Below are 20123 nucleotides of genomic sequence, written 5' to 3'. Positions count from 1 at the left end.
ATCGGGGTGGGGTCAGGCGGGGTGGTGACCGTCGCGCGCCGCGATCAGGTCTGTCCGGGCGCGGTCGACCATGCGGTTGGCAACGGTACCGATCGCGGCGATCATCGCCGCCACCGCCACCAGCGCGGCGACCAGTCCGGCGATCGGCGACCAGTGCGCACACAGCGCGATGATCGGGACGGACACGATCAGGACAAGCACTCCCGCACCGAGAGCGTAGAAGGCGAGCTTGGCGATCGAGAAACCGGAGGACGTCGAGGAGGCACTCGCCTGTTCGGCCCCGGACGGTCGCCCGACGGGTCCGTCGCCGTACCCGGCGGCGTCCGGGCGAGGCGTGCCGTCGGTCACGAGAGTCCCCGAACCCAGTTCTCCAGCAGGTGCGCACCGGCGTCGCCGGACTTCTCCGGATGGAACTGGGTCGCCGACAGCGGCCCGTTCTCCACCGCGGCGAGGAACGGTCCACCATGTTCGGCCCAGGTCAGCTTGGGCGCGGTCAGCGGCGAACCCTCGTTGTCCATCTCCCAGGTCTGCGCGGCGTAGGAATGCACGAAGTAGAAGCGGGTGTCGGCGTCGAGCCCGTCGAAGAGCACGGTGCCCTCGGGTGCGTCGACCGTGTTCCAGCCCATGTGCGGCAGAACGGGAGCGGGCAACTGGGTCACACTGCCCGGCCACTCCCCGCAGCCCTCCGCCTCGACGCCGAACTCGACGCCGCGCTCGAACAGGATCTGCATGCCCACGCAGATGCCCAGCACCGGGCGACCGCCGGCCAGTCGTCGCCCGACGATCCGGTCGCCCTTGACCGCGCGCAGACCTTCCATGCAGGCGGCGAACGCGCCGACGCCGGGCACGACGAGGCCGGTGGCGTTCAGGGCCGTGTCGAAGTCGGAGGTGACCGTCACCTGTGCCCCGGTCCGCTCGAGCGCGCGCTGCGCGGACCGCAGGTTGCCCGAGCCGTAGTCGAGGATCGTGACGTCGGCGGCGCTCACAGCGCGCCCTTCGTCGACGGCACACCGGTCACGCGCGCGTCGTATTCCGTCGCCGCGCGCAACGCGCGGGCCACGGCCTTGAACTCCGCCTCGGTGATGTGGTGCTGGTCGCGGCCGTAGAGGACCCGCACGTGCAGCGCGATGCGCGCGTTGAGCGCGATCGACTCGAACACGTGCCGGTTGATGACGGTCGAGTACGGGACACCCGGGTAGCCACCGATCACGGCGGTCAGCATGTGCTCGGGCTCGCCGGTGTGGACGCAGTACGGGCGGCCCGACACGTCGACGACGGCCTGGGCGAGGGTCTCGTCCATCGGGATCCAGGAATCGCCGAAGCGACGGATGCCCTTCTTGTCACCGAGCGCCTGGCCGAGAGCCTGGCCGAGCACGATCGCGGTGTCCTCGATGGTGTGGTGGCCCTCGACCTCGATGTCGCCCTTCGCCTCGACGGTGAGATCGAAGCTGCCGTGCTGACCGAAGGCGGTGAGCATGTGATCGAAGAACGCGATGCCGGTCGATATGTTCGTCACGCCGGTGCCGTCGAGATTCAGCTCGACGGAGATCGACGACTCCCTGGTGCTCCGTTCGACCTTCGCGACACGGGGCGCGGGGTTGGTCGCAGAGGGGGTGCTCACTGAGTGTTCTCCAGATCTGTGGTGGCGAGCGTGCGGCTGACGTCGAGGAAGGCGTCGTTCTCATGCGCGAGACCGATGGTCACCCGGAGGTGACCGGCGATGCCGACGTCCCGGATGAGGACGCCCTGGTCGAGGTAACGCTGCCACGACGCCGCAGCATCCCGGAACCGTCCGAACAGCACGAAGTTGGCGTCGGAGTCGATGACGCGGTACCCGAAGCCGGTCAGGGCCGCGACCACGCGCTCGCGTTCGGACCGGATCGCGGCGACGCCGGCGAGGGTGTCGTCGCTGTGGCGCAATGCGGCTCGCGCGGCGGCCTGGGTCAGCACGGACAGGTGGTACGGGAGCCGCACCAGCTGGATCGCGTCGACGACGGCGGGTGCTGCGGCGAGGTAACCGAGCCGGCCACCGGCGAAGGCGAAGGCCTTGCTCATCGTCCGGCTGACGACGACCTTGGCCGGGAACTCGTCGATGAGCTCGACGGCGCTCGGAGCCGCCGAGAACTCGGCGTAGGCCTCGTCGACGATCACGATGCCCGGAGCCGCCTCGACGATGCGACGCAGGTCCGCGAGCGGGATCGAACCGCCGGTCGGGTTGTTCGGCGAGGTCACGAAGACGACGTCCGGTTCGCGGTTCGCGACTTCGGCGACCGCGTAGTCGGTGTCGAGCGAGAAGTCGCCCGCCCGCGCCGCGACCAGCCAGGTGGTGTCGGTGCCGTCGGAGATGATCGGATGCATCGAATACGACGGCACGAACCCGAGCGCACTGCGGCCGGGACCGCCGAAGGCCTGCAGCAGTTGCTGCAGAACCTCGTTGGAACCGTTTGCCGCCCAGAGGTTCTCGACGCCGAGCTGCACACCGGTGGCCCGGGTCAGGTAGGCGGCGAGGTCGGCACGGAGGGCGACGGCATCGCGATCGGGATAGCGGTGCAACTCAGCGGCGGCCTCGCGCACCGACGCGGCGACATCGTCGATCAGGGCCGGCGACGGCGCGTGCGGGTTCTCGTTGGTGTTGAGGATCACCGGAACCCTGAGTTGCGGTGCGCCATAAGCGCTCTTGCCACGGAGGTTCTCACGTAGCGGCAGGTCGTCGACGGTGATCGAGCTGCCCAGGGTTGCCGTCACCGGATCGGCGGCCGTCACCGGCCCGCGCTCCCGACGAAGCGCTGCTTCACCGCATCACCGTGACCGGGCAGGTCCTCGGCGTCGGCGAGGGTCACCACCTTGTCGGCGACCTCGCGCAGCGCGGCCTCGTCGTAGTCGATGACGTGGACGCCCTTGAGGAAGGTCTGCACCGACAACCCGGAGGCGAAGCGCGCCGAACCCGAGGTGGGCAGAACGTGATTGGAGCCCGCACAGTAGTCACCGAGGCTGACCGGCGCATAGGGCCCGACGAAGATCGCGCCCGCGTTGTGCACCCGGTCGGCGACCGCGGCCGCATCCCGGGTCTGGATCTCGAGGTGTTCGGCCGCATAGGCATCGACGACGGCGAGCCCCGCGTCGAGATCGTCGACGAGGACGACGCCCGACTGCTCCCCCGACAGCGCGGTGGTCACGCGCTCGCGGTGCTTGGTGGCCGCCACCTGCTGCTCGAGAGCCTCGTCGACGGCGTCGGCGAGGACGGCGCTGTCGGTCACGAGCACCGACGCCGCGAGGACGTCGTGCTCGGCCTGGCTGATGAGGTCGGAGGCGAGGATGCCCGCGTCCGCCGAGTCGTCGGCGAGGATCGCGATCTCGGTGGGTCCGGCCTCGGAGTCGATGCCCACCACGCTGCGGCACAGACGCTTGGCCGCGGTGACGTAGATGTTGCCCGGGCCGGTGATGAGGTCGACAGGGTCGAGAACGGCATTCGGCTCGTCCGCGGATTCCGTGTCGGCGCCACCGTAGGCGAGCAGGGCCACGCCCTGGGCACCGCCGACCGCCCACACCTCGTCGACGCCGAGGAGCGCACAGGCGGCGAGGATGGTCGGGTGCGGCCACCCGCCGAAGTCCTTCTGCGGAGGCGAGGCGACGACCAGCGAGCCGACCCCGGCCTCCTGGGCGGGGACGACGTTCATGATGACCGACGACGGATAGACGGCGTTGCCGCCCGGGACGTACAGGCCGACGCGGCGGACCGGAATCCACTTCTCGCTGACGACGCCGCCGTCGACGACCTGGGTGCGGGTGGTCTCCCGGCGCTGGTCGGCGTGCACCTTGCGCGCGCGGGTGATCGACTCGCGCAGCGCCTCGGCGACCTGCGGGTCGAGCCCGGCCAGAGCATCGGCGATGACCCGAGCGGGCACCCGCACCGACGCGGGGCGGACACCGTCGAACTTCTCGCCGTAGTCGAGCGCAGAGCTGCTGCCGTTCTCAGCCACCGCATGCACGACCGGTGTCACCGTGTCGAGGACGGCATTGACATCGGTACCCCCGCGGGGCAGCGCACGACGCAACTCGGCGAGTGTCGGCGTGCTACCGCGCAGGTCAATTCGGGCGAGCATGATCTCTCCTGGTGGCTGCTGATGTACCCGACAAGGATACGTGTCGGGTGCCAGCGGGTTTCTGGTGCGGGTTGTCACCGAGAACGTCGGGGCAGTTCGATCCGGTATGCGGACGAATCTGCCCCCGTCCTTCCACGTGGCTGATCGCCAGAACCGAGTTGTCCGACGTCGACGCCCGAACCGACACCGGGCAGCCGAGCGACCTAGGGCGCCGGGATGTCCAGACCGAGGTCCAGGACGGTGACGGAGTGAGTCAGCGCGCCGACGGCCAGGTAGTCGACCCCGGTGCGGGCATAGTCGGCCGCGACGTCGAGCGACAGGCCTCCCGAGCTCTCCAGCTTGGTGCCCGGCGACCGGGTGTTGCGGCGCTGGACGGCCATCTGGGTCTCCCACGGCTCGAAGTTGTCCAGCAGGACCAACTGCGGTTCGAGTCCGAGGACCTCGTCGAGCTGGGCCAGCGAGTCGACCTCGACCTCGACCGGGAGGCCCGGTGCCGCCGCCCGCACGGCCTCCAGCGCCGCGGCGACCGAACCCGCGGCGACGACGTGGTTGTCCTTGATGAGGGCGGCGTCGCCGAGCCCCATCCGATGATTGACTCCCCCGCCGGCACGAACCGCGTACTTCTGCAGATGCCGAAGACCCGGAAGCGTCTTGCGCGAGTCGCGGATTCGGGCGTCCGTACCCTCCACCGCCGCCACCCAGGCCGCGGTGGTCGTGGCGATCCCCGACAGGTGCGAGATCAGGTTGAGCGCCGTGCGTTCCGCGGTCAGCAGCGCTCGCGTCGGAGCGTGGACGGCGAGTACGACGGTGCCGGGTTCGACGCGGGTTCCGTCGTCGACGCGCGACGTGATCGTGTACTCGCCCGCCCCGATCACCTCGTCGAAGACCGCCTCGACCACCGGCACGCCGGCGATCACACCATGCGCGCGGCTGATGATCGCCGCGTCGACGACCGCGTCGGCGGGGACCGTGGACGTGGTCGTGACGTCGGGTCCGTATCGCAGATCCTCGTCGAGCGCGGCGCGGATCAACGCGCGGACCTCGTCGGTGACCGCGGCGCCGAGTTCACCGCCCGCGGCCTGGCCGACGAAGCCTCCGGCTGGGGCCGTCGTCGAGGGGGTGGAGCTGCTCACTCGCCCGATCCGGGATTGCCGATCGCGATCATGCGCTCGACGCTCTTGCGCGCCTTCTCGGCGACGTCGGCGTCGACGAACACCTCGTCGCGACCCTCCCGCAGGCACCGGAGCATGGCCGCCGGGGTGATCATCTTCATGTAGGGGCACGATGCCCGGTCGTTGACGGCCTGGAAGTCGACCCCCGGTGCGGCCTTGCGCAATTGATGCAGCATCCCGACCTCGGTGGCGACGAGCACCTGCTTCGCGCCGGTCTCGCGCGCGGCGTCGAGCATGCCGCCCGTCGACAGGATCTTCACCTTCTCCTCGGGCACGAAACCCTCGCCGGCCAGATACAGCGCCGAGGTCGCGCAACCGCATTCGGGGTGGATGAACAGGTCGGCGTCCGGGTGCGAGTTCGCCTGCGCGGTCAACTCGTCACCGTTGATGCCGGCGTGCACGTGGCATTCGCCCGCCCAGATGTGGATGTTGTCGCGGCCGGTCTCGCGCTTGACGTGCGCGCCGAGGAACTGGTCGGGCAGGAACAGGACGTCACGGTCGGGATCGATCGAGGCGACCACGTCGACGGCGTTCGACGACGTGCAGCAGATGTCGGTGAGGCCCTTCACCTCGGCGGTGGTGTTCACGTAGGACACCACCAGCGCATCGGGGAACTCGGCCTTCCAGGCCCGGAGTTCGTCCGCGGTGATCGAGTCGGCCAGCGAACATCCGGCGCGCTCGTCGGGGATCAGGACCCGCTTCTCGGGGCTCAGGATCTTGGCGGTCTCGGCCATGAAGTGGACGCCGCAGAAGATGATCTCGTCGGAGTCGACCTCGGCGGCGATCCGCGAGAGGGCAAGGGAGTCGCCGACGTGGTCGGCCACATCCTGGATGGCCGGGAGCTGGTAGTTGTGCGCGAGCAGCGTCGCGTTACGCGCCTTGGCGAGGCGGCGGACCTCGTCCGCCCACTCCTGCGTCGGCTCCACGCCGGTGTAGCCGCCCGGCGCGTCGTACCACGTCGCATCGACGAGCGCCGAGTCCTCGACTGCGGGCGCGGTCATCGACGTGAGGCGATCACTGGTGATGCTCATGTGCCACTCCTCTGGCTACCCGGCGACGAGTTCCGTCCCCGGGACGCTGGTTCCCCAGATCACGGGCCGTGTGTCCGAGGCAGGTTTTCGACTCATGGTCGAAAACGCTATGCATCGTAACATTCGCCACACTCACGGCATTCCCATGACCTCGTCGCCGGCGTTCTCGGCCGCGATTCAGGCGGACGACGAGTTCAGCCACACATCAGAGCGTCGAGGTAGCGCTCGGTGAATCGCGACTGCGCAACCCGCCCGATCGGCCCGCCCAGACGCGTGAACCACCGCCCCGGACGCGAGAAGGCGACGACATGCCCGACCACGGTGTCGTCGTCGAGCCATTCCACCCAGAAGCGCTCTTCGCCGATCTCGGGATGGCCGGGCAGCGTGCCGTACGCGAAGCCGCGCTCGCGCGGGGCGTCGATCACCTCGACGACCCGGCACCGTGCGGTGATCGCGAGGGGGCCGAGACCGGCGCGCAGGTCGACGTCGGTGCCGACAGTGGCCGCGGGCGTCGACTCGTCGACGCCGAAGCCGGCACGACGATGCATGTCCCAGTTCATGATTCGCCGGCCGGCCGTGGTGAAACAGGCAGCTCCCGAGCCGATGACCCGTGACCGGCGCAGATGGTGGTAACCGGGCGGGAGCGTCCCGTCCGTCGCGCCGACCTCGGGATAGGTGAGATCCGATCGGTTCGCGGTCACCCGACTCGTGCCACCTCGGCGTCGAGCACGAGCGCCAGATCGTCGAGTGAGGTACCCAGCGCGCGAGCAAGCGCCGCGATCGTGGCGAAAGCGGGCGTCGGCATGCGTCCGGTCTCGATCTTGCGCAGGGTCTCCGGCGAGATACCCGCACCCGACGCCACGTCGCCCAGCGGACGATCGCCGCGCAACTCGCGGAGCCGGGCGCCGAGCCGGCGCCCGGCCGCGATCTGTTCCGGGGTCAGGGGGTTACGCACCATGTGGCGATCCTAGCGGATCCGGTATACAAATACCGAGACGCGGTGGTATTTGTATACCGACCAGCGATCCGAGAGGACGCAATGACCACGAGAGGACGGGAATGGTCGAACTGAAGTCGCCTGCCGAGGTGAACGCCATGGGAGTGACGGGGGCGTTCATCGCAGATCTCCTCGACGACCTCGCCGGACGCGCCGACGTCGGGGTCAACCTCCTCGAGCTCGAGGAACGCGCGCGGAAGCTCGTCAACGACCGCGGTGCACAGTCCTGCTACTGGGACTACTCGCCGTCCTTCGGCCGCGGACCGTTCCGCAATGTGATCTGCCTGTCGGTGAACGACGCTGTCCTGCACGGACTCCCGCACGATTACGTCCTCGCCGACGGAGACCTGCTCTCGATGGACATCGCCGTCGCCATCGACGGCTGGGTGGCCGACTCCGCGCGCAGCGTCATCGTCGGCACCCCACGGCCCGACGATCAGCGACTCGTCGCGGCCACCGAAGAAGCACTGGGCGCAGCCATCGACGCCGCTCGTCCGGGCGGTCGGCTCGGCGACATCTCGGCCGCGATCGGAGCGGTCGCCGCCGCACACGGGTATCGGGTCAACACCGAGTTCGGCGGACACGGACTGGGCCGCACCATGCACGAGGATCCCCACGTCGCCAACGTGGGCCGGGCCGGACGCGGCATGAAACTCCGCCCCGGCCTGACCCTCGCACTCGAACCGTGGTTCACGCTCGGTTCCGAGCGCATCAAGTTCGACGCCGACGGGTGGACCATCCGGTCGTTCGACGGCTCGCGCGGCGCGCACAGCGAACACACGATCGCCGTCACCGACGGCGAGGCGATGGTCCTCACGGCGCACGGGGGCGGGTAGTCGCGGTCACCAGGTGGCTTCGACACGGCGCCTCGACCTCGACGCGCTCCTTCGTCGCTTGCTCGGCCCGGCGGCTTCGCTCGGAGCCGGCTCAACCAGCAGGGGGTCGCCGACTCCTCCAGCGGAGGTCACCAGCAGGGTGCACCCTACAATCGGGCGCATGCCATCCGCCGGGTCCGAGCCACCCATCGCCGACGGTGCGACCCTCCGGGTGGAAGTCCTGAGCGTCGTCTTCCAGATCCGCGTACCCGAGACCCGGAACACGCCGGACACCGACGACCCGTCGTTGTGCGTCCTGTTGTCGCGGTCCGCCGACGGCGTGTGGACACTTCCCGGCGGCGGGGTCGGCGCCGAGGAGACGTTGTCGGCGAGCGCACGCCGGCTCGTCGCGGACGCGCTCGACGTCCGTGAGATCGCGCATCTGGAACAACTGTCGGTCTTCTCCGACCCGCACCGGGTGCCCACGGTCCGCACCATCGCGTCGACCTACATGGGCCTCGTGCCCTCCGACGCCGAGGCGACACCCCCCGACGCCGCGGGCTGGTTCGCCGTCGACGGATTACCGCCCCTGGCCTTCGATCACGCCGGGATCGTCGAGGCCGCCCGGCATCGACTCGCGGCCAAACTCTCCTACACGAACATCGCGTTCGCGCTGGCCCCCGCCCGTTTCCCGATGTCGGCGCTGTCGGAGATCTACTGCGCCGCACTGGGTTATCCCGTGGACACGACCAACCTGCTCCGCATCCTGAGCCGGCGCGCGGTGGTGGTCGCCACCGGGACCGTCGGCAAGACCGGCCGTAACGGGGGTCGCCCGCCGGCGCTCTACGCCTTCGCGGAGAAGGAGTTGCGCGTCACGGATGAGTTCGCGACGCTGCGCCCACCGATGTGAACACGCCCGCCGGCAGCTCGTCGGACTCGAGATCTCCGACGCCCAGATCGGCTGTCCGCGAGGACAACACGCAGACGAGGTACACCACGGCGAACGCGAACGGGGCGCAGATGAGCAGCGTCCACGGCTCGCTCGAGCCGGACCGCGTCGCGCCGTCGAGCCACAGCTCCGGCGCGACCCGGTAGACGGCGTCGACCGGCAGCGCGGTCGGATCGTCGTCGAACCGCAGGCCCGCGACCCACATCCCGACCGACGCCGCAAGCGCCGAACCTGCCACCGTCGCGAGGGCGGGCCACACGAATCCGGCGACCCCGCGCCACGTCCGGGCCGCAAACCACACGACGATGGCGGTGACCGCGCCGTAGGCGAACATCGTCAGGGCGAAGGCGCCCACGCCGGCGAAGTCGGCGGGGATGTCCTCGCGACGCAGACCCTCGAACACGACGCCGGTGGTCGGCGGGGTGAGGAGCGCCCAGACCACCCCGGCGACCACGCCGATCAGGGCCACGCCGACGGCGACCGCGGCCAGTCGCGAGACCGTGCGGACCGGCGGTTTCACCGGCGACCCAGCTCCGACGAGTCAACCGTCCCGTGCCTCGAGCAGCGGGCATCCCATCCGTCGGGCCGCACCTGGACCACCATCCGGCGACCGCACTGCCCACAGAAGCGAGGGGGTTCGAGACCCAACCGGGCGGCCGGCGGCACGGCGTCGGGAGCCTGCAGTTCCAGTTCGAGTCCGGTGAACACACCGAACCGGCACGGCTCGGCGAGAGGACCCGGGACGGTGTCGATCATGAGAACACGCTACCCATCGCTGCGACGAACCCGTCAGATCGTGTCGTTCAACGACTTGATCGGCATGGACAGATCACTGAGCAGATCGAGGTCGTCCTCGGCGGGCCGGCCGAGGGTCGTCAGGTAGTTGCCGACGATGACGGCGTTGATGCCGCCGAGGATGCCCTGTTTGGCCCCCAGGTCGCCGAGCGTGATCTCACGACCGCCCGCGAAGCGCAGGATGGTGCGCGGCAGCGCCAGACGGAAGGCGGCCACCGACTTGAGGGCCTCCGCGGCGGGGAGCACGTCGAGATCGCCGAACGGGGTGCCAGGCCTAGGGTTCAGAAAGTTCAGCGGCACCTCGTCGGGCTCGAGCGTCGCCAGTTCGGCGGCGAACTCGGCCCGTTGCTCCAGGGACTCACCCATACCGAGGATGCCGCCGCAGCAGACCTCCATGCCCGCCTCCCGGACCATGCGCAGGGTGTCCCAGCGCTCCTCCCACGTGTGGGTCGTCACCACGTTCGGGAAGTGGCTGCGCGCGGTCTCGAGATTGTGGTTGTAACGGTGCACGCCCATGTCGCGGAGCTGGTCGACCTGCTCCTGGGTGAGCATGCCCAGGCTGCACGCGATCTGGATGTCGACCTCGTTGCGGATGGCCTCGATTCCCGCCGCGACCTGACTGAGCAGCCGCTTGTCGGGACCGCGGACCGCCGCGACGATGCAGAACTCGGTCGCACCGGTCTTCGCGGTCTGCTTGGCCGCCTCGACGAGGGAGGGGATGTCGATCCACGCACTTCGTACCGGCGAGGCGAAAAGTCCGGACTGGGAACAGAAATGGCAGTCTTCCGGGCACCCGCCGGTCTTCAGCGAGATGATGCCCTCGACCTCGACCTCGGGCCCGCACCAGCGCATCCGCACATCGTGGGCGAGCTGGAGCAGTTCGGTCAGCCGGTCGTCGGGCAACCGCAGAACCCGGAGAACCTGCTCCTGATCGAGCGGCTCGCCGCGGTCGAGCACCTGGTCACGGGCGATTGCGAGGATGTCGTCCGACGCCGGTGCCGAGGTGGCGGCGTCGACTGTTGCCTGGGTCACTGGTGATACTCCTTGGATGATTGTTCCGCTGCGGGAACGTGTTACGGCGTCCGGACGAGCTGTTCCGGATGGCTGGGAGAAAGGGTCGCGAGCCACTCGTCGTCGAACCACGACGCTGCGTGGCGGCGGAACTCGCCGGGTTCGAGGTGCGTGGCGCCGGCGGGGAGGACCCCGACGACCGGCACCCCGGTCACCCGCGGCAGGTCGGTGCGGTTGCACCGCATCGCGAGGTCGGGATCGTCCGGCCACCAACCGATCACGAGCCCGGCGGGACGCAGACCGCGCGCCCGCACCGCGTTCACGGTGAGTTCGGCGTGATTCAGCGCGCCCAGCCCCGGCGCCACCACGACCAGCACACCGTCGACGGTGTCGGGAACGAGAGTGGCCGCGGCGATGTCGAGGATCGTGGCCGACTCCCCCAGCCGCACCAGCACTCCGCCGGCGCCCTCGACGAGGGTCAGGTCGTGTGACGCGGCCAGATCGTCCACGGCGCGGACGATCACCGCCGGATCGGCCAGTGGCATCCCGGCGCGGCGCGCGGCGGTGTCGGGCGCGAGGGGTTCCGGGTAGCGGAAGAGCTCGACCGCGGTGACGTCGCCCGCCAGGCGTTGCACCTCGGCGAGGTCGCCGGGTTCGTCGGGACCGACGCCGGTTTGTACCGGTTTGCATACGGCGACGCGCCCTTCGTGGCTCGTCGCTATCGCTCCTCGCACCTCAGGGAGCAGAGGATGGGCAGACGCTAACGCTCCTCGCACCTCAGGGAGCAGAGGATGGGCAGACGCTTGCGCTCCTCGCACCTCAGGGAGCAGAGGATGGGCAGACGCTTGCGCTCCTCGCACCTCAGGGAGCAGAGGGTGGGCAGACGCTAATGCTCCTCGCACCTCAGGGAGCAGGGGGTCGGCCACCTCAGGGAGCAGAGGATCGGCCACCTCAGGGGGCAGGCAGGCAGCGGCGAGTGCCGCGGTCACGACGGTCTTCCCGACGTCGGTCGAGGTCCCGGTGACGGCGAGGACCCTGCCGCGGCGTGCGGCGATCACCGCGCACCGACTTCGCGGAGCGCGGCGTCGACGACGGCGGCCACGTGGTCGAGGGCAGCGGCATCGAGGTCGGCGCGCACCGTGATCCGCAGCCTCGAAGTCCCGACCGGGACCGAGGGCGGACGGAAACATCCGACGAGGACGCCACGGTCCCGGCACGCGGCAGCAGCCGCCACCGCGCGTTGCGGATCCCCGACGACGATCGAGATGACCGCCGCGGCGGGCTCTTCGACGCCACACGCGAGCGCCAAGCGACGGGCGTTGTCGCGCAGTCGGTCCGGCAACCCGGGTTGCGCCCGCAGGATCGTCAGGGCGGCATGCGCGGCGCCGACCGCGGCCGGGTTCAGGCCGGTGTCGAAGATGAAGGTGCGGGCGCAGTCGATGAGGTGCGAGCGCAGCAGCTCCGACCCGAGGACCACACCGCCCTGCGCGCCGAGCGATTTCGACAGCACGGTCGTGACGACGAGATCGGGAGCACCCGAAAGTCCCTGTTCGGCGACGAGTCCGCGACCACCCGGACCACGCACCCCGAGAGCGTGGGCCTCGTCCACGAGCAGGACGGCCCCGTGCGCGCGTGCCGCAGCATACAGATCCGCGACCGGCGCCGGTTCACCGTCGATGCTGTACACCGAATCGGTGACGACGAGCGCCCGGGCCTCGGTACGTTCGGCGAGGGCCCGCCGGACCGCCTCGTGATCGCCGCGGTCGACGACCACCACCCGGGCACGCGACAACCGGCAACCGTCGATCAGCGACGCATGGGTGCCGGTGTCGCTGACGATCAGGTCGCCGCGCGTCGCCAGCGCGGTGATCGCACCGACATTCGCCAGGTAACCGGACGAGAAGACGAGTGCCGCATCGAATCCGAGGAAGTCGGCGAGATCGTGCTCGAGATCGATGTGTGCCAGGGTGGTGCCGACGACGAGGCGCGACGCCGTCGAGCCACCTCCCCACCGTTCCGCGGCGGCCCGCGCACCGGCGATCACCGCGGGGTGGGTCGACAACCCGAGGTAGTCGTTGGAACCGAGGTTGATCTCGTCGCCGGCCGCCCTGCGGACGTGTGGGCTGCGATGCAGGCCGGCCTCGGCGCGCGCACGGGCGGCGCCGGCCAGCCACGCCAGACCGATCTCTCCCCCGCCGCTGACCCGCGCATCGCCGTCGACCCTCGAATCCCGCTGCACCTGAATCGAAGTCATGACCGCACCACCGCCGGCTCGCGATCGCCGACCGTGGCGTGCACGGCAGCGGACACTCCGCGCACGATCACCCCGATGTCCTCGGGTGTGCAGATGAACGGCGGCATCGTGTAGACGAGATTGCGGAACGGCCGCAGCCATGCCCCGGCCTCGACGGCCGCGTCGGTGGCCGCCACCATGTCGACCGGGCGATCGAGTTCGACGACGCCGATCGCGCCGAGGACCCGCACATCGACGACGCCGTGGCGATCACGCAGCGGTTCGAGTCCGTCGCGGAGCCCCCGCTCGATCGCCGAGACCCGCTCGGCCCAGGGCGTTTCCAGCAGCAGTTCGATCGCTGCGACGGCCACCGCGCAGGCCAGCGGGTTGGCCATGAAGGTCGGGCCGTGCGCGAGTCCGCCCGCCTCCCCCGCACTGATCACCTGAGCGATCTCGGACGTGCACAGGGTCGCGGCGAGCGTGAGGTAGCCACCGGTGAGCGCCTTGCCGACACACATGATGTCGGGCGCGACGCCGGCGCCCGGCGCCGCGTCGGCCCCCGGGGCGGCGTCGGCCGCGAACAACGTTCCGGTACGGCCGAATCCGGTCGCGATCTCGTCGAAGATCAGCAGGACGTCGTGGCGGTCACAGATCTCCCGGAGCGCACGCAGATATGCCGCGTCGTGGAATCGCATGCCGCCCGCGCCCTGGACCACGGGTTCGACGATGACCGCGGCGAGCTCGTCGCGGTGCGCGCGCACGGTGCGCTCGAACTCGGCGACGTAGTCGGGCCGGAACTCGGCCGGCGGGGCGTCGACGAAGATCTGTTGTGCGAGAACACCCTTCCACATCGCGTGCATGCCGCCGTCGGGATCGCAGACGCTCATCGGGGTGAAGGTGTCGCCGTGGTAGCCGCCACGCCAGGTGAGCAGACGCGTGCGGCCGGACCGACCGCGGCTGCGCCAATACTGCAGCGCCATCTTGACCGCCACCTCGACCGACACCGACCCCGAGTCGCAGAAGAACACCTTCTCCAGGCCGGCCGGGGTGATCTCGACGAGGAGCTGCGCCAGCCGGGTGGCCGGTTCGTGGGTCAGGCCGCCGAACATGACGTGCGACATCCGACCGAGCTGAGCGGCCGCGGCGGCGTCGAGTCGGGGGTGTCCATAACCGTGGATCGCCGCCCACCAGGAGCTCATCCCGTCGACCACCGATCGGCCGTCCGCGAGTTCGAGGCGGACACCCGAGGCCGAGGCCACGACCAACGGCCGGGTGGCCGCCGGCAGCGCACCGTAGGGGTGCCAGATGTGGTCGGCGTCGATGCGACTGATCGCGTCGTGATCCATGAGGCACCTCCCGGCCTGTCGTTAGGCAGTCCTGAACACCGTCCAGGGTCCTGAACACCGTACAGGGCGTCCTGAACGCTGTACAGGCCCGGGGTTCGATGCCCACTGCCGGGTCATTACGCTGACGCGGGTGAGCAACAGTCGCACCGACGTTCTGCGCGCCGCCCGCGACATCCTGGGCGAGCACAGCCTGGCCGACCTGTCGATGCGACGCCTCGCCACCGAACTCGGCGTCCGTCCCAACGCGCTGTACTGGCACTTTCCCAACAAGCAGACCTTGCTGGCCGCACTCGCCGACGACATCCTGGGTGCGGTCGCCATCCCCGACACCTCGCTGGCCTGGGACGAGCGCCTCGATCTGCTCGCGACCGACATGCGCAGTGCGCTCCTCGGAGTGCCCGACAGTGCCGAGGTCGTGTCCTCGAGCTGGGCGAGCGGCCTGTCGTCGAAAGCCATCACCGCTGACATCATCGCCGCCGGCACGGCCGGTGGTCTGTCCGTCCGCAACGCCGAGGCGGTCAGCACCGCACTGTGTCAGCTGGTCATCGGGCTCACCATCGAGGAACAGACGCGCGCGCAGATGGAGCGTCTGGGTGTCACCGGGCCGTCGGGTCGCGACTTCGCGGGCGAGTTCCGCGACGGGCTGGCCATCATCCTCGACGGAGCCCGGACGCGCCGCTCGCGGTGAACCCCGCGCGGCCCCGCAGACCGGTGCGCGAGTGTCGCGGTCGTCCGAATCGGTGTTTCACAGCTTCGACGAGTACATTGCTAGCCGGTCATCCCGGCCCCGAGACCGATCTGTCCCCCACCGGAAAGAACACGCCCTGTGGCATCGACGACGCGAGTAGTGGCGCCGGAGTCGTCCCCCTCGACGCCGACAACGCCCGCATACCGCACCGACCTCGACGGCCTGCGCGGTATCGCCATCGCCCTCGTCGCCTGCTTTCACGTGTGGTTCGGCAAGGTCTCCGGCGGCGTCGACGTCTTCCTCACCCTCTCGGGATACTTCTTCGTCGGGTCGCTGCTGCGGCACGCGATCACGAGCCAGGCTCCGCACGTCTCGTTCCGCGACACCCTCAACCCGTGGCCACGTCTCAAACGGCTCCTCAAACGGCTTCTACCGGCGCTGCTCACCGTCCTGATCGCGGTCACGGCGCTGACCCTGCTGATCCTCCCGCAGACCCGGTGGGCCAATGTCGGCCGCGAGGTCATCGCGAGCGCGCTGTACTACCAGAACTGGTATCTCGCGCAGAACTCCCAGGACTACCTCGCCGCGAGTTCGGCGAACAGCCCCTTGCAGCACATCTGGTCGATGTCGGTGCAGGGCCAGTTCTTCGTCCTGACCCTGCTCGTCGCCCTCGCGTTCGCGGCGTTGCTCAAGGTCGGTGCCCGCGTCGCCCGGCCGTTCGCCGACCCGCGGGTCATCAGGTTCCTCGTCGGCGGCGCGGTGTTGGTCGTCGCACTCGCGTCCTTCTACTGGGCGCACCGCGGCCTGGCGATCAACCAGCCGTACAACTACTACGACACGATCTCCCGTCTGTGGGAACCGCTGGCCGGCGGCCTGCTCGCGATCTGGTTGCCGTCCCTGCGAATCCCGAACTGGCTGCGCAACATCGCGACCGTCTTCGCTCTTGCGCTGATCGTCAGCTGCGGGTTCTGGATCGACGGTGTCAACGCCTACCCCGGTCCGATGGCGCTGGTGCCGGTCGGCGCGACGCTGCTGATCATCTGGGCGGGCGCGACGGCGTTGCAGAAGCCACCTCGGGGGTCCCATGCCGCGGCCACCGAGATGCCCGTCACGAACCGCTGGCTCGCGAGCAGGTGGCCGGTCTGGCTCGGGACCATCGCGTACTCGCTGTACCTGTGGCACTGGCCGCTGCTGATCTTCTATCTGACCTGGCGCGACAAGAACCATGCCAACTTCGTCGAGGGCGTGCTCATCCTCGCCGCCTCGGTCGGGCTCGCGTGGCTCACCAAGCGCTACATCGAGGACCCGCTGCGCGGCGGCGATCGTTCGGCGCTCAGCCGCGGCCGCCGCGACGGACGGTCGCGGTGGCTGTCGTACACGTCGGTCGTCACCTCGATCCTCGTGGTGGCGACGCTCGTCACCGGCGTCGGCATCACCGTGTGGGAGCGGCACGTCGCGAACATCGTCGTCGACACCAAGAACCTCGACCCGAGGTCGTACCCGGGGGCCCGAGCACTGCTCGACGGCTGGCCGGTGCCCGCCCTCGACCCACAACCGTCGGCGCTGGAGGTCATCAAGGACTTCCCCGAGACCTCCACCGACGGGTACATGAGCGACTTCACCGACAACGAGATCCACGTCGGCACCTACGGCGATCCGACCGCGACGCGCACCATCGCGCTCGCCGGCGGATCGCATGCCGAGATGTGGATCTCGGCGCTGGACACCCTCGGCAAGCGCAACGGTTTCAAGGTGAAGACCTACCTCAAGATGGGGTGCCCGCTGTCGACGAACCGGGTACCCAAACAGCGCGGCGTGCCCTACCCGGAGTGCTACGACTGGGGACAGCGCGTCATCGATCGCGTCATCGCGGACAAGCCGGACGCTGTGCTGACGAATTCGACGCGACCGCGGGACTACGAACCCGGCGACTGGGTGCCACCGGACTACGTGCCGATCTTCGACCGTTTCCTCGACGCCGGGGTGCCGGTGTTCGGTATGCGGGACACCCCGTGGCCGAAGAACGCGAAGGGCACCATCGACACCCCGATCTGCCTCGCCGACGGCGGCGACGCCGAGAGCTGCGGGTCGCGCCGCAGTGCTGTCCTCTCACCCGCGGACCCGGCGACGGAGCTGGCCGCCACGCGACCCGACTTCCACCCTCTCGACATGTCCGACGGCATCTGCGACGCCGAGCGGTGCCCGGCGATCGTCGGCAACATCACCGTCTACAAAGACCCGCACCACCTGAGTGCGACCTACGTCCGCAGCCTCACCGACGAGCTGGGGCGCCAGATGGAGGCACAACTGCCGTGGGCCGGTCCCGCGGTACCGTGACGGCCGGCGGAAGCTGCGGGCCTCCTCAGGGAGCGATAGGTGGGGCAGCCCACATCTGACCCGACCGGCCGCGTCCTGAGATGACCGGCCGCGGCAACGCGACTAGGGTCGACCCATGACGTCGCCGAAGGCGGGTAAGACCGAACCGCCAGCCCCCGGTGAACAGCCTGGCGATCCCGACTCCTCCCCCGATCCCGACACCACCGCGGAGTCCGGCGACCCGGTGCCGATGCCGACCGACCCGATCCAGGCCGAGGCGCTGGTCCAACCGGAGCCGGCGCCGATCCCGGTGTGGCCGGGCACCCCGTATCCCCTCGGGGCCACCTACGACGGCGTGGGAACGAACTTCTCGCTGTTCTCCGAGGTGGCCGAGGCCGTCGAGCTGTGCCTGATCGACCGCGAGGGTCATGAGCGTCGAATCCGGCTCGAAGAGGTCGACGGCTACTGCTGGCACTGCTACCTGCCCAACGTCGGTCCCGGCCAGTTCTACGGCTTCCGCGTCTACGGACCGTACGACCCGTCGCAGGGACTGCGATGCGACCCGAGCAAGCTGCTGCTCGACCCGTACGGCAAGGCCTTCCACGGCGACTTCGACGGCGACGCGTCGCTGTTCTCCTACCCGCTCCCGACGCCGCCCGACGAGGCCGCGGACGGCAACGGTGACGACGCCGACGAGACCCCCGCGACCGAGGCGGCCGACACCGGCGACGACGTCGCGGTGGACGACGCCGACGAGGCGACCGCGCACGCTGCCGAACAAGACGATGCGGCCGATCCCGCCGCCGGCGAGGTCGCACCCACCGAGGCAGGACAGGCCGACGCCGACGCCGCCCCTGCCGAGGACGAGAACCTCCCCGATGCCGGTCCCGACCCCGAACCGGTCAACCCGATGCCGCAGCTGGACTCACTCGGGCACACCATGGTCTCGGTCGTGATCAACCCCTACTTCGACTGGCAGAACGACCGGTCGCCCAACCGTCCGTACCACCAGACGGTGATCTACGAGGCGCACGTCAAGGGCATGACCGCGACCCATCCCGACATCCCCGAGTACCTGCGCGGCACGTACGCGGGACTCTGCCATCCGGTGATCATCGACCACCTCAAGGAATTGGGCATCACGGCCATCGAACTGATGCCCGTGCACCAGTTCATGCAGGACTTCGTCCTGCGCGACCAGGGTCTCCGAAACTATTGGGGCTACAACACCTTCGGGTTCCTGGCACCACACATCGAGTACTCGTCGAACCCGGACCAGCCGGCCAGCGCGGTGACCGAGTTCAAGGCGATGGTGCGCGAGTTCCACAACGCCGGCATCGAGGTCATCCTCGACGTCGTCTACAACCACACCGCCGAGGGCAACCACCTCGGGCCCACCGTGTCCTTCCGTGGCATCGACAACGCCGCCTACTACCGGCTCGTCGACGGCGACCCCGAGATGTACATGGACTACACCGGAACCGGCAACAGTCTCAACGGTCGTCATCCGCACACGCTCCAGCTCATCATGGACTCACTGCGGTACTGGATCCTCGAGATGCACGTCGACGGGTTCCGTTTCGACCTCGCGTCCACGCTGGCCCGCGAACTGCACGACGTCGATCGTCTGTCGGCGTTCTTCGATCTGGTGCAACAGGACCCGGTGGTCAGTCAGGTGAAACTGATCGCCGAACCCTGGGACATCGGCGAGGGCGGCTATCAGGTGGGCAACTTCCCGCCGCTGTGGACCGAATGGAACGGCAAGTACCGCGACACCGTGCGCGACTACTGGCGCGGCGAGCCGTCCACCCTGGGCGAGTTCGCCTCCCGGCTCACCGGGTCGTCGGACCTGTACGAGGCGACCGGCCGGCGGCCGCTCGCGAGCATCAACTTCGTGATCGCGCACGACGGCTTCACGCTGCGGGACCTGGTGTCCTACAACGAGAAACACAACATGGCCAACGGTGAGGACAACCGGGACGGCGAGAGCCACAACCGGTCGTGGAACTGCGGGGTCGAGGGACCCACCGACGATCCCGAGATCAACGCACTGCGCGCGCGGCAGCAGCGGAACATCCTGGCGACGCTGTTCCTGTCGCAGGGAACGCCGATGCTGGCGCACGGCGACGAGATCGGGCGTACCCAGCAGGGCAACAACAACGTCTACTGCCAGGACTCCGAATTGTCCTGGATGGACTGGACACTCGCCGAGGAGAACGCCGACCTGCTGGCGTTCACCCGCAAGGCCATCGCGCTGCGCACCCGGCATCCGGTGTTCCGGCGTCGTAAGTTCTTCGGCGGGAAGCCGATCCGATGGGGCGACCAGGCACTCGACATCGCGTGGCTCACCCCCGCCGGCCAGGAGATGACCGCCGAGGACTGGGACAGCGGGTTCGGCAAGAGCCTCGCCGTGTTCCTCAACGGAAACGGACTCGGCGAGAAGGACGAACGCGGCGAGCTGGTCGTCGACGACTCCTTCTTCATCTGCTTCAACGCCCACTACGAGGACCTGGACTTCACCCTCCCGCCGACGTGGTACGGCAACGAGTGGGTCGGCGAACTGGACACGACGCATCCCGTGGGGGACAGCGAACTGACGGCCTCCGCCGGCGAGTCGGTGTCCGTCGGCGCCCGCTCCGTACTGGTCCTGCGAAAGACCTCGTGACT

The 20123-nt window shown here is 69.4% G+C and carries 20 protein-coding genes; 5 read left to right on the top strand and 15 right to left on the bottom strand.

What is annotated here, in order from left to right:
- Positions 1-12: 12 nt before the first annotated feature.
- From B1818_RS11890 to B1818_RS11850, 9 genes are all read right to left on the bottom strand, one after another.
- Positions 13-348, bottom strand: a complete 336-nt coding sequence (locus tag B1818_RS11890) for a hypothetical protein (RefSeq protein WP_058251758.1) — start codon at positions 346-348, stop codon at positions 13-15.
- Entirely contained in the window at positions 345-986 is a 642-nt protein-coding gene (hisH, locus tag B1818_RS11885) for an imidazole glycerol phosphate synthase subunit HisH (protein WP_058251757.1), read from the bottom strand. Before hisH ends, B1818_RS11890 begins: the two co-directional genes overlap by 4 nt.
- Complete coding sequence (gene hisB / locus B1818_RS11880; RefSeq protein WP_055476578.1) at positions 983-1621, bottom strand: imidazoleglycerol-phosphate dehydratase HisB; 639 nt, start codon at positions 1619-1621, stop codon at positions 983-985. Before hisB ends, hisH begins: the two co-directional genes overlap by 4 nt.
- Positions 1618-2763 carry a histidinol-phosphate transaminase gene (locus tag B1818_RS11875; protein ID WP_058251756.1) on the bottom strand — a complete coding sequence of 382 codons (1146 nt, stop codon included), beginning with the start codon at positions 2761-2763 and terminating at the stop codon, positions 1618-1620. Before B1818_RS11875 ends, hisB begins: the two co-directional genes overlap by 4 nt.
- Positions 2760-4103 carry a histidinol dehydrogenase gene (hisD, locus tag B1818_RS11870; RefSeq protein ID WP_058251755.1) on the bottom strand — a complete coding sequence of 448 codons (1344 nt, stop codon included), beginning with the start codon at positions 4101-4103 and terminating at the stop codon, positions 2760-2762. Before hisD ends, B1818_RS11875 begins: the two co-directional genes overlap by 4 nt.
- Positions 4104-4306: 203 nt before the next feature.
- Complete coding sequence (nadC, locus tag B1818_RS11865) at positions 4307-5236, bottom strand: carboxylating nicotinate-nucleotide diphosphorylase (protein WP_058251754.1); 930 nt, start codon at positions 5234-5236, stop codon at positions 4307-4309.
- On the bottom strand, positions 5233-6306 hold the full coding sequence (gene nadA / locus B1818_RS11860) for a quinolinate synthase NadA (protein ID WP_055476574.1): 1074 nt from the start codon (positions 6304-6306) through the stop codon (positions 5233-5235). The genes nadC and nadA overlap by 4 nt, the downstream gene beginning before the upstream one ends.
- A gap of 194 nt (positions 6307-6500) precedes the next feature.
- Entirely contained in the window at positions 6501-7007 is a 507-nt protein-coding gene (locus tag B1818_RS11855) for a DUF1990 family protein (RefSeq protein ID WP_078112859.1), read from the bottom strand.
- On the bottom strand, positions 7004-7264 hold the full coding sequence (locus B1818_RS11850) for a helix-turn-helix domain-containing protein (RefSeq protein WP_055476572.1): 261 nt from the start codon (positions 7262-7264) through the stop codon (positions 7004-7006). Before B1818_RS11850 ends, B1818_RS11855 begins: the two co-directional genes overlap by 4 nt.
- Before the next feature lie 101 nt (positions 7265-7365).
- On the opposite strand from B1818_RS11850, the gene map reads away from it, so the two are divergent.
- On the top strand, positions 7366-8139 hold the full coding sequence (gene map, locus B1818_RS11845) for a type I methionyl aminopeptidase (protein ID WP_058251752.1): 774 nt from the start codon (positions 7366-7368) through the stop codon (positions 8137-8139).
- A gap of 160 nt (positions 8140-8299) precedes the next feature.
- On the top strand, positions 8300-9028 hold the full coding sequence (locus B1818_RS11840; protein WP_058251751.1) for an NUDIX domain-containing protein: 729 nt from the start codon (positions 8300-8302) through the stop codon (positions 9026-9028).
- Here the strand turns inward: B1818_RS11840 and B1818_RS11835 are convergent.
- From B1818_RS11835 to B1818_RS11810, 6 genes are all read right to left on the bottom strand, one after another.
- Entirely contained in the window at positions 8991-9587 is a 597-nt protein-coding gene (locus tag B1818_RS11835) for a DUF2567 domain-containing protein (RefSeq protein WP_058251750.1), read from the bottom strand. The genes B1818_RS11840 and B1818_RS11835 overlap by 38 nt on opposite strands.
- Positions 9584-9823: a hypothetical protein gene (locus B1818_RS11830; RefSeq protein ID WP_055476568.1), complete on the bottom strand. Its 240-nt coding sequence runs from the start codon at positions 9821-9823 to the stop codon at positions 9584-9586. Before B1818_RS11830 ends, B1818_RS11835 begins: the two co-directional genes overlap by 4 nt.
- Positions 9824-9856: 33 nt before the next feature.
- Positions 9857-10894 (bottom strand): biotin synthase BioB, encoded by a 1038-nt coding sequence (gene bioB, locus B1818_RS11825; protein WP_058251749.1) that lies wholly within the window; start codon positions 10892-10894, stop codon positions 9857-9859.
- A gap of 41 nt (positions 10895-10935) precedes the next feature.
- The gene (gene bioD, locus B1818_RS11820) at positions 10936-11619 is read right to left on the bottom strand and encodes an ATP-dependent dethiobiotin synthetase BioD (protein ID WP_254859655.1); all 684 of its coding nucleotides are present in this window, start codon (positions 11617-11619) and stop codon (positions 10936-10938) included.
- Positions 11620-11927: 308 nt separating this feature from the next.
- The gene (locus B1818_RS11815) at positions 11928-13127 is read right to left on the bottom strand and encodes an 8-amino-7-oxononanoate synthase (RefSeq protein WP_078112858.1); all 1200 of its coding nucleotides are present in this window, start codon (positions 13125-13127) and stop codon (positions 11928-11930) included.
- A complete protein-coding gene (locus B1818_RS11810; protein WP_078112857.1) occupies positions 13124-14452 on the bottom strand; it encodes an adenosylmethionine--8-amino-7-oxononanoate transaminase in 1329 nt (442 codons plus the stop codon). The genes B1818_RS11815 and B1818_RS11810 overlap by 4 nt, the downstream gene beginning before the upstream one ends.
- Before the next feature lie 130 nt (positions 14453-14582).
- Between B1818_RS11810 and B1818_RS11805 the strand changes: the two genes are divergently transcribed.
- From B1818_RS11805 to glgX, 3 genes are all read left to right on the top strand, one after another.
- A complete protein-coding gene (locus B1818_RS11805; RefSeq protein ID WP_078112856.1) occupies positions 14583-15140 on the top strand; it encodes a TetR family transcriptional regulator in 558 nt (185 codons plus the stop codon).
- A 159-nt stretch (positions 15141-15299) separates the two neighbouring features.
- A complete protein-coding gene (locus tag B1818_RS11800; RefSeq protein ID WP_078112855.1) occupies positions 15300-17477 on the top strand; it encodes an acyltransferase family protein in 2178 nt (725 codons plus the stop codon).
- Positions 17478-17706: 229 nt separating this feature from the next.
- A complete protein-coding gene (gene glgX / locus B1818_RS11795; protein WP_249145358.1) occupies positions 17707-20121 on the top strand; it encodes a glycogen debranching protein GlgX in 2415 nt (804 codons plus the stop codon).
- The last annotated feature ends 2 nt before the right edge of the window (positions 20122-20123 follow it).

This window comes from Gordonia sp. IITR100 (assembly GCF_002009645.1).
In the GTDB taxonomy this organism is placed as follows: domain Bacteria; phylum Actinomycetota; class Actinomycetes; order Mycobacteriales; family Mycobacteriaceae; genus Gordonia; species Gordonia hongkongensis.
This window is presented reverse-complemented; position numbering and strand designations above follow the sequence as displayed.

What these genes read in the sequence shown, in the direction of transcription:
- map (WP_058251752.1), top strand. Translation starts at nt 7,366, where the DNA reads ATGGTCGAACTGAAGTCGCCTGCCGAGGTGAACGCCATGGGAGTGACG.
- nadA (WP_055476574.1), bottom strand. Translation starts at nt 6,306, where the DNA reads ATGAGCATCACCAGTGATCGCCTCACGTCGATGACCGCGCCCGCAGTC.
- B1818_RS11850 (WP_055476572.1), bottom strand. Translation starts at nt 7,264, where the DNA reads ATGGTGCGTAACCCCCTGACCCCGGAACAGATCGCGGCCGGGCGCCGG.
- B1818_RS11815 (WP_078112858.1), bottom strand. Translation starts at nt 13,127, where the DNA reads ATGACTTCGATTCAGGTGCAGCGGGATTCGAGGGTCGACGGCGATGCG.
- B1818_RS11830 (WP_055476568.1), bottom strand. Translation starts at nt 9,823, where the DNA reads ATGATCGACACCGTCCCGGGTCCTCTCGCCGAGCCGTGCCGGTTCGGT.
- B1818_RS11840 (WP_058251751.1), top strand. Translation starts at nt 8,300, where the DNA reads ATGCCATCCGCCGGGTCCGAGCCACCCATCGCCGACGGTGCGACCCTC.
- B1818_RS11810 (WP_078112857.1), bottom strand. Translation starts at nt 14,452, where the DNA reads ATGGATCACGACGCGATCAGTCGCATCGACGCCGACCACATCTGGCAC.
- glgX (WP_249145358.1), top strand. Translation starts at nt 17,707, where the DNA reads ATGCCGACCGACCCGATCCAGGCCGAGGCGCTGGTCCAACCGGAGCCG.
- hisD (WP_058251755.1), bottom strand. Translation starts at nt 4,103, where the DNA reads ATGCTCGCCCGAATTGACCTGCGCGGTAGCACGCCGACACTCGCCGAG.